The organism is Rhodococcus sp. NPDC003322 (genome assembly GCF_053589555.1).
Genome location: NZ_JBSFSC010000003.1, coordinates 674044 through 687349, shown reverse-complemented (window position 1 = coordinate 687349; position 13306 = coordinate 674044). Strand labels below are relative to the sequence as shown.

General features: G+C 69.6%; 11 protein-coding genes. 7 read left to right on the top strand and 4 right to left on the bottom strand.

What is annotated here, in order from left to right:
* On the bottom strand, positions 1-1281 hold the full coding sequence (locus tag ACWDUM_RS15440; protein WP_450134627.1) for an acetoin utilization protein AcuC: 1281 nt from the start codon (positions 1279-1281) through the stop codon (positions 1-3).
* Between the two features lie 154 nt (positions 1282-1435).
* Here ACWDUM_RS15440 and ACWDUM_RS15435 point away from each other — a divergent pair, with 154 nt between their 5' ends.
* The 3 genes from ACWDUM_RS15435 (at position 1436) to ACWDUM_RS15425 (ending at position 4299) form a co-directional block, all read left to right on the top strand.
* Positions 1436-2119 carry an iron dependent repressor, metal binding and dimerization domain protein gene (locus ACWDUM_RS15435; protein WP_450114388.1) on the top strand — a complete coding sequence of 228 codons (684 nt, stop codon included), beginning with the start codon at positions 1436-1438 and terminating at the stop codon, positions 2117-2119.
* A 6-nt stretch (positions 2120-2125) separates the two neighbouring features.
* On the top strand, positions 2126-3115 hold the full coding sequence (galE, locus tag ACWDUM_RS15430) for a UDP-glucose 4-epimerase GalE (protein ID WP_450134626.1): 990 nt from the start codon (positions 2126-2128) through the stop codon (positions 3113-3115).
* Between the two features lie 149 nt (positions 3116-3264).
* Positions 3265-4299 (top strand): phosphatidylinositol-specific phospholipase C, encoded by a 1035-nt coding sequence (locus tag ACWDUM_RS15425; RefSeq protein WP_450134625.1) that lies wholly within the window; start codon positions 3265-3267, stop codon positions 4297-4299.
* Between the two features lie 21 nt (positions 4300-4320).
* Here the strand turns inward: ACWDUM_RS15425 and ACWDUM_RS15420 are convergent, their stop codons facing one another.
* Entirely contained in the window at positions 4321-5373 is a 1053-nt protein-coding gene (locus tag ACWDUM_RS15420; protein ID WP_450134624.1) for a DUF4192 domain-containing protein, read from the bottom strand.
* A gap of 106 nt (positions 5374-5479) precedes the next feature.
* On the bottom strand, positions 5480-6214 hold the full coding sequence (locus ACWDUM_RS15415) for a sensor domain-containing protein (RefSeq protein ID WP_450134623.1): 735 nt from the start codon (positions 6212-6214) through the stop codon (positions 5480-5482).
* Positions 6215-6457: 243 nt separating this feature from the next.
* Here ACWDUM_RS15415 and ACWDUM_RS15410 point away from each other — a divergent pair, with 243 nt between their 5' ends.
* From ACWDUM_RS15410 to ACWDUM_RS15395, 4 genes are all read left to right on the top strand, one after another.
* Positions 6458-7420 (top strand): proteasome assembly chaperone family protein, encoded by a 963-nt coding sequence (locus tag ACWDUM_RS15410; RefSeq protein WP_450134622.1) that lies wholly within the window; start codon positions 6458-6460, stop codon positions 7418-7420.
* A gap of 130 nt (positions 7421-7550) precedes the next feature.
* Positions 7551-8588, top strand: a complete 1038-nt coding sequence (locus ACWDUM_RS15405) for an alpha/beta fold hydrolase (RefSeq protein WP_450114365.1) — start codon at positions 7551-7553, stop codon at positions 8586-8588.
* Between the two features lie 43 nt (positions 8589-8631).
* Positions 8632-11136, top strand: coding sequence for a DEAD/DEAH box helicase (locus ACWDUM_RS15400; protein ID WP_450134621.1), 2505 nt, complete (start codon positions 8632-8634; stop codon positions 11134-11136).
* Between the two features lie 35 nt (positions 11137-11171).
* Entirely contained in the window at positions 11172-12593 is a 1422-nt protein-coding gene (locus ACWDUM_RS15395; protein ID WP_450134620.1) for a cytochrome P450, read from the top strand.
* Positions 12594-12604: 11 nt separating this feature from the next.
* Here the strand turns inward: ACWDUM_RS15395 and ACWDUM_RS15390 are convergent, their stop codons facing one another.
* Positions 12605-13243, bottom strand: coding sequence for a LysM peptidoglycan-binding domain-containing protein (locus ACWDUM_RS15390; protein WP_450134619.1), 639 nt, complete (start codon positions 13241-13243; stop codon positions 12605-12607).
* Positions 13244-13306 lie beyond the last annotated feature (63 nt).

The following is a 13306-nucleotide window of genomic DNA, read 5'->3' as shown; positions in this document are numbered from 1 at the left end:
TCAGTCACGGGGGTCCTCCGGGTCCAGGCCCAGCAGCGGGAAGCTGGCCCTGCGGGTGGCGATGATGGCGGCGTCGACGCGGACCAGTGCCCGGTCGACGGTGTTCACGCCCGTCTCGGGGGTGCCGCCGGGACCGTCCCACGGCAGGTGGTCGGTCACCCCGCCGTCGGTCATGGTGGTCGGCAGGTCGACGCCCGGCGCCATCGCCGCGACCCGCTCCCTCCAGGCCGCGGGGACGGCCACCGTCGGATCCAGGTCGCGGTCGAGCGCGGTCGCGATCAGGTGGGTCCAGGCACGCGGCACCACCCGCACGAGTCCGTAGCCACCGCCGCCGACGGCGATCCAGCGTCCGTCGGCGTACCGGTCGGCGAGGTCGCGCATCGCACGGAACGCGGCACGCTGGCCGTCCACGGTCAGCGAGAGGTCCGCGAGCGGATCCTCCCGGTGACTGTCCACGCCGCACTGGCTGATGACGATCTGGGGTTTGAACGCTGCGACCGCGGCGGGCACGATCGCGTGAAATGCCCTCAGCCACACCGAGTCCACGGTTCCCGGCAACACCGGCACGTTGACGGAGGTGCCCTCCCCGGCACCGGATCCCACCTCGCTGGACCAGCCGGTGTTGGGCCACAGGGTGGCCGGGTGCTGATGGATGGACACGGTCAGCACACGCGGATCGCCGAGGAAGGCGTGCTGCACCCCGTCGCCGTGGTGGGCGTCGACGTCGATGTAGGCGATCCGGTCGAATCCGTTGTCCAGCAACCACGAGATCGCGATCGCCGCGTCGTTGTAGACGCAGAACCCGGACGCCCAGTCGGCCATCGCGTGGTGCATGCCGCCCCCGATGCTCACCGCCCGCCGGGTGCGCCCGGCGGCGACCTCGCGGGCGGCGGCGAGCGTGCCCCCGGCCAGGATCGCGCTCGCCTCGTGCATGTGCGGGAAGATCGGATTGTCCTCGCTGCCGAGTCCGTGCGGGGCGGCCTCCCCCTCGGCGCGCGCGTCCGCGAGGCCCTGCGCGGGGCCTTCCCCGGCGGCCTTGACGGCCGCGACGTACCCGGGGGTGTGGACCCGCAACAGGTCCGCGTCGCTCGCCGGGTCGGGGGCGACGATCTCGGCGCCCTCGATCAGCCCCAGCCCCCGGGCCAGGGACATGGTCAGGTCCAGGCGGGTGGGATTCATCGGGTGGTCCGCACTCCACCGATAGTTCAGATAGTCCGGGCTCCACACGACGACGCCGTCGGCGCCGCGATGCGGGGTGAGAGGAGGGGACTTGTCGGCCATGAGGTCACGCTACTGGCGCTCGGTGGGAAGGCGCGAGCGGCGCACGGCGTTGTACACCACGTGCCGCGTGTGGTGTGAGTCGCACGCTCAGCGCGTGTGGCAACGATTCGTCGGATCCCCCCGGTAGAATCACCGCGAACGAAGGGGCGTGAGCGTGAAGGATCTGGTCGACACCACGGAGATGTACCTCCGGACGATTTACGACCTTGAAGAAGAAGGCGTTGTGCCACTGCGGGCCCGGATCGCAGAGCGACTCGAGCAGAGTGGCCCGACCGTCAGCCAGACCGTGGCCCGCATGGAGCGGGACGGACTGCTGCTTGTCGCCGGTGACCGGCACCTGGAACTGACCGAGAAGGGCCGCGATCTCGCGGTCGCGGTGATGCGCAAGCACCGGCTCGCCGAGCGGTTGCTGGTCGACGTGATCGGCCTCGAGTGGGATCAGGTGCATGCGGAGGCGTGCCGCTGGGAGCACGTGATGAGCGAGGAGGTGGAGCGCCGTCTGGTGAAGGTGCTCAACAACCCGACGACCTCCCCGTACGGCAACCCGATCCCGGGTCTCGCGCAGCTCGGCCTGGATGCCGACGAGGGCGCCGAGACACTGATCCGGCTCACCGAGGTGCCGCCGGGTCAGCCCACAGCGGTGGTGGTGCGCAGGCTCGCCGAGCACGTGCAGTCGGACCCCGAGATCATCGGACAGCTGCGCGATGCGGGCGTGGTGCCCAATGCCCGCGTGACGGTCGAGACCCACCCGGATTCGGTGACGATCACCGTCCCGGGTCACGAGGGTGTCGATCTGCCCGCGGAGATGGCGCACGCCGTCCAGGTCAAGCAGGTCTGATTCCAGGTGCGACTTCTGGTCACCGGCGGTGCCGGTTACGTGGGCAGTGTGTGCGCGACCGTGTTGCTCGAACGCGGTCACGATGTGGTCGTCGTCGACGACCTGTCGACCGGTAACGCCGACGCGGTCCCGGTCGGCGCCGAGTTCGTCGAGGGCGATGTCGCGACCGCGGCGGCACAGGTGCTCAGCCGCGATCCCGGGTTCGACGGCGTGCTGCATTTCGCGGCACAGTCGCTGGTCGGGGAGTCGGTGCTCGAACCGGCCAAGTACTGGCAGGGCAACGTGGTCACGACGTTGGCGCTGTTGGAGGCGATGCGGGCGTCGGGCACCCCGCGGTTGGTGTTCTCGTCGACGGCGGCCACCTACGGGGAACCGGACCGCACCCCGATCACCGAGGACGATCCGACGCGGCCGACCAATCCGTACGGCGCCACGAAACTGGCGATCGACCACGCGATCACCTCGTACTCGAACGCCTACGGTCTGGCCGCGACGAGCCTGCGCTACTTCAACGTCGCGGGCGCGTACCGGGGCGCGGGCGAGAACCGGGTGGTGGAAACGCATCTCATCCCCCTGGTGCTCCAGGTGGCATTGGGCCAGCGCGAGAAGATATCGGTGTTCGGCACCGACTGGCCGACGCCCGACGGCACCGCGGTGCGCGACTACATCCACGTCCTCGACCTCGCGGACGCGCACCTGCTCGCGCTCGACCACGCCACCGCCGGAACGCATTCCGTCTACAACCTCGGCAGCGGCGCGGGTTTCAGTGTGCGCGAGGTGATCACGGCGTGCCGGCGGGTGACGGGTCTTCCGATCGCGTCGGAGGACGCACCCCGGCGTGCCGGCGACCCGGCGGTCCTGGTCGCGTCGAGCGAGAAGGCGATCGCCGAACTCGGGTGGAAGCCGCAGCACACCGACCTCGACGAGATCGTCTCGGACGCCTGGGCCTATCTCCAGGCTCTCGGCGATCGTTCGCACGCCGCAGGGCGGAGCTGACAGACACCGCACGGGCCGCGCACACCGGCCCGTGCGGTGCCGTATCTCGCGATCCCGACCGCGCCGCGAGCCGACGTGCGATGCTGCACTCCGTTCGTGAGCCGTCGACGGCTCCCTGTCGATGCGCGTGAGCAAAGGACGGATCTGCTGTGGCGGTGCACCTCCGGGTTGTGCGTGCAGGGCGCGCGAGGCGTTCACTGTTCGCCCTCGTCACCGCACTCCTCCTGATTCCGGCGCCGCTCGCCGCGGCCACCACCGGTTCCGCCGATTCCGGCAGTACGCCGGCACTGGGCAGTTCCTCCGGCTCGGTCGCCGACAGCGGGCTCGATCGGGCCGAGAATCCGGACTGGATGGGCGGGCTTCCCGACGACGTCGGGTTGTCGGAGCTGTCGCTGCCCGGAACCCACGACACGATGGCGATGGGGGCGTCGGTGTTCGCCCTCACCCAGGACCACGATCTCCCGACCCAGTTGCGGGCCGGAATCCGGGTCCTCGACGTTCGGACCCGCCATTTCCGGGACGTGTTCCCGATCCATCACGGGGTCGAGTACCTGCACACCAACTTCACGAATGTCGTTGTGCAGGTGACGGATTTCCTGCGCGATCACCCGACCGAGGCCGTCGTGATGAGACTCAAGGAGGAGTACACGGCAGCCGAGAACACCCGCGGTTACGAGGACACGTTGAACTGGTACATCGACGAGAATCCCGAGACGCGTGACCGGCTCCGGCAACACCTGTGGCATGCTCCCGCCGGAAGTGGTTTCCCGGCTCTCGGTGCGGTGCGCGGCAAGATCGTCGTGATCCAGGACTTCCCGGGCTCGGCCTCGTACGGTCCGCGCTGGGGCGGCGCAGGCACCGACATCCAGGACACCTACGAGCTCGCCGGACTCGGCGAGGTCGACCGCAAGTGGGAACTGGTGCGGGGGCAGTTCGAGCGGGCCGCGTCCGGCTCTCCGGCCACCTTCTTCGTCAACCACCTCAGCGCAACCGGAAATCCGGTCGCACTCGCGACGGGGACCGTTCCGGTCACCGTGGCGCGGGGCGGGCCCGGTGTCATCGGGATCCTCGACCACACGGAGGCCTTCCTCACCGCGAATCCGGCAGGGCGGACCGGCGCGGTGATGGCCGACTTCCCCACGGCCGATCTGGTGGACGCGCTGGTGTCCCGGAACTTCCGGTAGTCCCTCCGCCGCCACTCGCGCTCACGCGGCCGGCGGCAGGGTCACGCCGAGGGTCCGGGCGACGTCGCGGCCGGTCCGGGCGAGGTCGACGATCACGTCCGGACGAATACCGCCGTGCAGGGCGTCGTCGAGGAGCCCGGCGAGGCGATGCCCGGGGTCTGCGTCGAGGGCGGCGGTGAGGGCCACCCCGGCGAGTGGTCCGTCACCGCGGGCGTAGGCGCTGAACCCGAGCAGCGCGGCCGGTTCGGCGCGGGCGGGCCCGGACAGTGCCCGGGCCATGACGATCCATGCCCGTTCGGCGGCATCGGCGAGTTCGGTGACCGCGAGCGCGAGCACCGAGTCGCGCACGGCCGGTGCCTCCAGAGCGACGGCGATCGCGGCGACCCCCTCGTCGGAGAGGGCTCCGTCGGAGGAGGCGATGCGCGCGAGCACGTCTTCGAGCGTGGAGCGGACGGACCGCGGCCGCGCCCGCGACGTCGGATGCCGGGCCAATGCCAGGAGGCGTGCGAGGCGGTCCCGGTCCGCGCGCGGGCGCGGCTCGAGGATTCGTTCGAGTTCGAGCCGCGACGCGCGAATCGGGCGGCCGCGGATCACCTGGGCCACGGCCACCGCCGACGCGGTCGGGTCGGGAACGGTGCCGTGGCGCGGATCTCCGAGCAGACCCCACCACTGCGCACCGGTTTCGATGCCGGTGACCGCGTGAGCGCCGGCCAGCGCGACGCCGACCTCGGCGAGGGACGCGGAGAGGAGGTCGACGAGGGCGTGGTGCAGGTCGTGGATCGGACCGTCGCCGTGCGCTCGATCGTCGACGACCACGACGATCACGGAGGCGGCGCCGGCTCGTTCGCACAGCGCCGCGAGACGGTCCACGGACAGGCGGTCGCAGTTCGAGGCGGTGCCCGTGAGGTCGTGTCGCATCACGGCCTGCACCGTCGCCGGGACGCCTCCCAGGCAGATCACCACGAGGGAGCGGTGCGGCCGGAAACCGAGCAGCGCGGGGACGGCGGCGATCAGGTCTGCGGGGTCGCTGAGGTGAACCCGTCCGTGCGGACTGTTCGGGTACATGGTTGCCATGCACGAACCGTCCCCGACGGCCGCGACGCCAACCGGTCCGCGATGGCCGAATTCGCCCGGCCTGTGGACGGATTCGCGTGCCGTCCCCAATCCCGCGCGCGCGGCTTTACTTCGCGGCCGCGTTGACCTTCTGGACCGCCTCGGTGAACAGCAGGTCGAGCGTCGCCGAATCGGGGGCGCCGTCCCCGAACGACATGTAGGTGGCGGAGATCCGCACGTCGTCGACCTGAGCGAAGAGCCGCAGCATCGACTGGGTCACCGACTGGTCGCCATTGCCGGAGGAGACGGTCTGCCGCAGGGCGAGGGTGTCGTCGGCGTTCAGCGGCGGGGCGGGCAGCACGACGGTGGTGACCTTCGCGGACGCCCCGTTCTTCGTGGTGGTCACCTCGAGACACCGGTCGATCTCGGCGGCGCGGTCCGACAGGGGCGCGTCGACGCGGGTCAGCTCGATGGAGATGGTGGCCCGGGCGGCGTTGTCGGTGCCGACGACCAGGGCGGTGGCGTCGGGACCGAAGTTCTGCGGCGGAGGCTTGCAGCCGGCAGGGTCCACCTTCGCACCGGCGGGGATCCCGTCGAGGTCGGCGGCGGCCTGCTCGACCGCCTGTTCCGGCAGCATGATCGCCTGGTACGGCTGCGGAAAGTTCTCGGGCGTCAAGAGCATCGACGACAGCGGCGCCGCGATCCGATCGGTCGACGCGCCGCCGGCCTTCGGGGCGGCGGTGCCTCCGGAGACGACGGCGGCTCCCCCGACCGGTTCCGCAACCCCCGAGACGTTCGACGAGCACCCGGCGACGGCGAGGGTGACGGCGGCGGCTCCGGCCACCAGGATTCGGCGTGTCACGACAAGGTCCTCTCGGCGATCGCGGGCGTGTGCCCCAACTCTGCCAGCTCGACGACCGGTCGCCGCCGAAGGCCACGGCGCGTCCGCCGACAGCGAACACCGAAACCGGCAACGAACAGGGAATGATGTGCCCGCCCGTCACGTTGATCGAGGCGAGTGTGGGCGCGAGACCCGGGGGTGACGCGCCCCGCCGACCGGTAAGGGACACTGGTCGACAACGAAGACGCGAAGGGGTTGTGAACGATGGACGAGCAGTCGGGCATGTACGAGCTGGAGTTCCCGGCCCCGGTGGTGTCTGCCAACGACGGCCGCGGCCCGGTCCTGGTGCACGGGCTGGAAGGGTTCTCCGACGCCGGTCACGCGGTGAAGCTCGCCACGACCCACCTCCGCGAGAGCCTCGAGACCGAACTCGTCGCCTCGTTCGCCGTGGACGAGCTGATCGACTACCGGTCGCGCAGGCCGACGATGACGTTCAAGTCGAACCACTTCACGGACTACGACGCCCCGGAACTGAATCTCTATGCCGTCAAGGACACCGAGGGCATCCCGTTCCTGCTGCTGGCCGGCATGGAACCGGACCTCAAGTGGGAGCGCTTCACCACCGCGGTGCGGCTGCTGGCCGAACAGCTCGGCGTGCGCCGCACCATCGGGCTGAACGCGATCCCGATGGCGGTCCCGCACACCCGCCCCCTCGGCGTGACTGCGCACTCGGCGAACCCGGACCTGATCGGTGAGAACCAGGGCTGGCCGGGCGACCTGCGCATCCCCGGGAGCGCGTCGTCGCTGCTCGAACTCCGGATGTCCCAGCACGGGCACGAGTCGATGGGGTACTCGGTGCACGTTCCGCACTACCTGGCGCAGGCCGACTACCCGGCGGCCGCGGAGACCCTGCTCGAACACGTCGGCGAGGCCGGCGAGCTGACGCTGCCGCTGGCGGCGCTCGGCGAGGCCGCCGCACGGGTCCGAGAGCAGGTCGACGCCCAGGTCACGGGGAACGAAGAGGTCGAGTCCGTGGTGCGCGCGCTGGAACGCCAGTACGACACGTACGTGACCGCGCAGGAACAGCAGTCCAGCCTGCTGGCAACCGACAGCGAACTGCCCAGCGGCGACGAACTCGGTGCCGAGTTCGAGCGCTTCCTCGCCCAACTCGACGGCAACGACGAGGGGCCCGGCCTCGGGGACGGGCCCGGCGGGCGCGACCTGTAAATCCGTTTTACAGTTATCCGGCGCACAGAGGAGTTCATCTATACGATCGTCCAAATCATCGCTCGGTAGGTCGGCCAACGAAACACCCTGTTGTCAGGGGTACGGAGCCGACGAACGACAGGAGTGACCCATGGGCGGAGACCGAACCCGCGCATTGCGTCCGGTGCCCGACACCGAACCCCGCCTCGCGTTCCGGACCATTCACGGATACCGGCGTGCGTTCCGGATGGCCGGCAGCGGGCCGGCGCTGCTCCTGATCCACGGCATCGGTGACAACTCGGCCACGTGGAACGAGGTCATCCCTCACCTGGCGAAGAACTTCACCGTGATCGCGCCGGATCTGCTTGGCCACGGGCGTTCCGACAAGCCGCGCGCCGACTACTCGATCGCCGCGTACGCCAACGGCATGCGGGACCTGCTGACGGTCCTCGGGTTCGACCGGGCGACGGTGGTCGGTCACTCGCTCGGCGGCGGCGTCGCCCTGCAGTTCGCGTACCAGTTCCCGCAGATGATCGAACGCCTCGTGGTGGTCTCCCCGGGCGGCGTCACCAAGGACGTCAACCCGGCGCTGCGGTTCGCGGCCCTCCCGATCGCCAACGAGGCGCTGCGCCTGCTGCAGATCCCCGGGGCACTCACGCTGGTCGGGGCGCTCGGCCAGGTGGCGGACCACCTGTATCGGGGACCGTTCAAGGGCGCCGCGCTCTTCCACGACACACCCGACCTGGTCCGGGTGCTGCGCGACCTGCCCGACCCCACCGCCCGGGAGGCGTTCCTGCGCACCCTGCGGGCCGTCGTCGACTGGCGCGGTCAGGTCGTCACCATGCTCGACCGCTGTTACCTGACCGCCGACCTGCCCGTCCAGATCATCTGGGGCGACCGCGACGCCGTCATCCCGGTCAGTCACGCCCACCTCGCACACTCCGCGCTCCCCCACTCCCGCCTGGAGATCTTCCCCGGCAGCGGGCACTTCCCGTTCCACGACGACCCGATCCGGTTCCTGCGCGTGATCGAGGACTTCGTCGCCACCACCCGGCCGATGGAATTCGACCACGACAGGTGGAGGCAGATGCTCGCGGACGGGGTCGGCGAATCGCAGATCACCGGTCCCAGCGCGACCCGCGAGGCGGTTCTCGACGCGATGGGCGCCGACGAACGCAGCGCCACCTGACACCAGGGCACCCCGGGTCCACCTTCTCGAATAGCCTGTATCGGTGCTGCTCTCCGATCTGGTCCCCGACTCCCCCGATGCCGACTCCCTCTTCGACGCCTTTGCCGGCTGGGCATCGGAGCGTGGGCTGACGCTGTATCCCGCGCAGGAGGAGTCGCTGATCGAGATCGTCTCGGGCGCGAACGTCATCCTGTCCACCCCGACCGGGTCGGGCAAGTCGATGGTCGCGATCGGTGCGCACTTCGCCGCGCTCGCGGACGGCAGGCGCACCTTCTACACCGCGCCGATCAAGGCTCTGGTGAGCGAGAAGTTCTTCGCGCTGTGCGAAGTGTTCGGCGCCGAGAACGTCGGCATGATGACCGGCGACGCGTCGGTGAACTCGTCGGCGCCGATCGTGTGCGCGACCGCGGAGATCGTCGCGAACCTGGCGCTGCGGCAGGGCGCGGACTCGGACATCGGTCAGGTCGTGATGGACGAGTTCCACTACTACTCCGAACCGGACCGTGGCTGGGCGTGGCAGGTGCCGCTGATCGAACTGCCGAACGCCCAGTTCCTGCTGATGTCCGCGACCCTCGGCGACGTGTCGTTCTTCTCGGACGACCTCACCCGCCGCACCGGCCGGCCCACCACGGTGGTCGGGGGCACCGAAAGGCCGGTGCCGCTGACCTTCTCGTACGCGAGGACGCCGATCGGCGAGACGATCGAGGAACTGGTCACCACGCACCAGGCGCCGGTGTACGTCGTGCACTTCACGCAGGCCGCCGCCCTCGAACGCGCGCAGGCGTTGACGAGCGTCAACATGTGCAGCAAGGAGGAGAAGGCCGCGATCGCCGACGCGATCGGCGGATTCCGGTTCACCACGGGCTTCGGCAAGACGCTGTCTCGGTTGGTCCGGCACGGCATCGGCGTGCACCACGCGGGCATGCTGCCGAAGTACCGGCGCCTGATCGAACGGCTCGCGCAGGACGGCCTGCTCAAGGTCATCTGCGGCACCGACACCCTCGGCGTCGGCATCAACGTCCCGATCCGCACCGTCCTGATGACCGGGCTGACGAAGTTCGACGGCACCCGCACCCGGCACCTGCGTGCGCGCGAGTTCCATCAGATCGCCGGCCGCGCCGGCCGCGCCGGGTTCGACACCATGGGCACCGTCGTGGTTCAGGCGCCCGAGCACGAGATCGAGAACCACCGCCTCGTCCTCAAGGCCGGTGACGATCCGAAGAAGCTCAAGAAGATTCAGCGCAAGAAGCCGCCGGAGGGCTTCGTCTCGTGGGGTGAGCCGACGTTCGAACGTCTCGTCGCCGCCTCCCCGGAGCAGCTCACCTCCCGGTTCCGGGTGTCGAACTCGATGCTGCTCAACGTGATCGCCCGGCCCGGCAACTGTTTCACCGCGATGCGACACCTGCTCGAGGACAACCACGAGGCGCGGCCGCAGCAGCGCAAGCACATCCGTCGCGCGATCGCCCTCTACCGCGGCCTGCTGCAGGCCGGGATCGTCGAGCAGCTGGACGAGCCGGACGAGAACGGCTCGTGGGCGCGGCTGACCGTCGACCTGCAGCGCGACTTCGCGCTCAACCAGCCGCTGTCACCGTTCGCGCTCGCGGCCATCGAACTGCTCGACGTCGATTCCGTCACCTACGCGCTCGACGTGGTGTCGGTGATCGAGTCCACCCTCGACGACCCGCGGCAGATCCTGATGGCGCAGCAGCACGCCGCCCGCGGTGAGGCCGTGCAGCAGATGAAGGCCGACGGCATCGAGTACGAGGAGCGGATGGAACTCCTCGAGGACATCACCTGGCCGAAGCCGCTCGAGGAGCTGCTGTACCCGGCGTTCGAGACGTACCGGGGCGGGCACCCGTGGGTGTCGGAGTTCGCGCTGTCCCCGAAGTCGGTGGTGCGGGACATGATCGAGAAGACCATGACCTTCGCCGAACTCGTCAGCCACTACGGCCTCGCCCGGTCCGAGGGCCTGGTGCTGCGCTACCTCGCCGACGCGTACCGCGCTCTGCGGCAGACGGTCCCCGATTCCGCACGCACCGAGGAGTTCGAGGACATCGTCGAGTGGCTCGGCGAGCTGATCCGCCAGGTCGACTCGTCGCTGCTCGACGAGTGGGAGCAGCTCACCAACCCGGGTGTCGAGTCCGACGACCAGCAGGTCGCGTTCGGTGCAGACATCCCGCGCCCGGTCACGGCCAATGTCCGCGCGTTCACCGTCATGGTCCGCAATGCGATGTTCAAGCGAGTGGAGCTGGCGTCCCGCCACCGATGGGACCTGCTGGCCGAGCTGGGTGACGGGCTCGAGGAGCAGGACTGGTCGGAGCTGATGGAGCTGTACTTCGACGAGTACGACGAGATCGGCACCGGCCCCGACGCCCGTGGCCCGCAACTGTTCACGGTGTCGCGGGAGGCCGAGCTGTGGCGCGTGCGGCAGACCCTCGCCGACCCGAACGGCGATCACGGCTGGGCCCTTGTCGGCGAGGTCAACCTCGCCGAATCCGACGCCGCAGGCGAGGTCGTCTTCGACGAGTTCGAAGTGATCGAGGGGTGAGGGGAGTTTCACTCCGCACGAAGAGGGGGAATGTCATGTCGGGGGTTCTGCGACCACCGCATCCGCCGCGGCGGGTACCGATACTCGGTGACGTGCTCGGGCTCGACCCGGTACGGCCGATGCAGAAGACCGCGCGGATGCTCGATCTGCTCGGGCCGATCTACCAGCGCCGCATCCTGGGTCTGCGTCTGACGTTCGTCGGCGGGGCCGACCTCGCGGCCGAGGTGAACGACGATTCCGTGTGGCAGAAGGCGGTCGCACGACCGCTGCAGTTGCTGCGCCCCATCGTCTCGGACGGGTTGTTCACCGCCTACAACGACGAACCCAACTGGGCGAAGGCGCATGCGATCCTCGCACCGGCGTTCACCCAGGCCGCGATGCGCTCCTATCACGACACGATGGTCGACGTCGTCGACGAGATGTGCGCGGCGTGGGACTCGGCCCCCGGTGATCTCGACGTGGCGGCCGAGATGACGAAACTGACACTCGAGACGATCGGCCGCTGCGGGTTCGGTTACCGCTTCGGCTCGTTCGACCGCGCCGACCTCGACCCGTTCGTCCAGGCGATGAACCGTGCGCTCGGGTACGTGCAGAAGCAGGGTGTCCCCGTGCCCGGACGTGCCCTGTACGACCGCGTCACGGGCCGCGCTCGCGACCACCGCGGCGACATCGAGCACATGTTCACGGTCGTCGACGATGTCGTCGCGGACCGGCAGGCCCGGCCCCACGACGAGCCCCACGACCTGCTCGACCTGATGCTCGCCACGCGGGACCCGGCGACCGGAGAGCGCCTCGACGCCGTCAACATGCGCAACCAGATCCTCACGTTCCTCGTCGCCGGACACGAAACCAGCTCGTCCGCATTGGCTTTCGCGCTGTACCTGCTCGCGCGGCATCCGGAGGAGGCGGCTCGGGCGCGCGCGGAGGTCGACGCGCTGTGGGCTGCGCCGATGTCGGCGCAGCCCGGCATCCCCGTCCGGTTCGAGGAGGTGGCGAAGCTCCGGGCCGTCCGCCGGGTTCTCGACGAGACGCTGCGGCTGTGGCCGACGGCTCCCGGGTACTTCCGGGAAGCCAAGCAGGACACCGTCCTCGGCGGCCGCTACCCCTTCGAGAAGGGGCAGATGCTGATGGTGGTGTTGCAGCGGGTCCATCGCGATCCGGCGGTGTGGGGTGACGACGCCGGCGAGTTCCGGCCGGACCGGTTCCTGCCGGAGCAGGTCCGCGCGCGGCCCGGCCACGGGTACAAGCCGTTCGGCACCGGAATCCGGGCATGCATCGGCAGGCAGTTCGCATACCACGAAATGATTCTCGCGCTCGCCACCATCCTGCACCGCTACGAATTCACAGCCGACCCCGCCTACACCCTCGACGTGCGCGAACAGCTGACGTTCAAGCCGGAGGGGTTCCGGATGGCGGTCACCCGCCGCGTGGGATCGAAGTCCGCACACGCTCGGTGAGGGGCGTTCCGTCAGTTCGTCGACGGGAAGAAGAGAACCTGCCCGACGCGGATCAGGTTCGGGTCGGGAATCAGATTCGCGGCCGCGACGAGGGCCACCTTGGTGTCGAGGTCGCCGGGACCGTACGTTTCCAGCGCGAGTTGCGACAGGGTGTCACCAGCGACCACGGTGTGCCGTCCGTTCAGCCGAGGCTGGATCAGCACGGTCCCCAGGGGTGGTTCGTCCTCGAGGTGATTGGCGATGGAGATGATCGGCCACAGATTCGCCTCGCCGTACCAGCGAAGCGCCAGGTCCTGGAGCGTCTCGCCGGCGACCAGGGTGTGGTGCCCGACATCACCCAGGTCGGGGATGAGCAGCCACTCGCCCACCCTGATGTCCCTCTGCGCGGCGTGATTGGCGATCTCGATCACGCCGCGCATGGCGGTGTCGTGGGAGAACTTCGCGGCCAGCCCGGATTTGGTGTCACCGGCCACCACCCGGTGCCGGTAGGTGACATACGGGACAACGAGCTCCTGGCCGACCAGGATCAGGTCGGGGTCCTGCAGGTGGTTGGCCACCGCGATCACCCGGAACAGCCGAGCATCGCCGTAGTACCTCTCGGCCAGCGTCGAGAGCGTGTCTCCCTGGACTACCTCGTGCTTCGCCATCATGGCGGATCCTTCCGCGTCGGGAAGCCGTCCCGCCCGGGCGGACCGGCCGAGGTGACCGGTTCG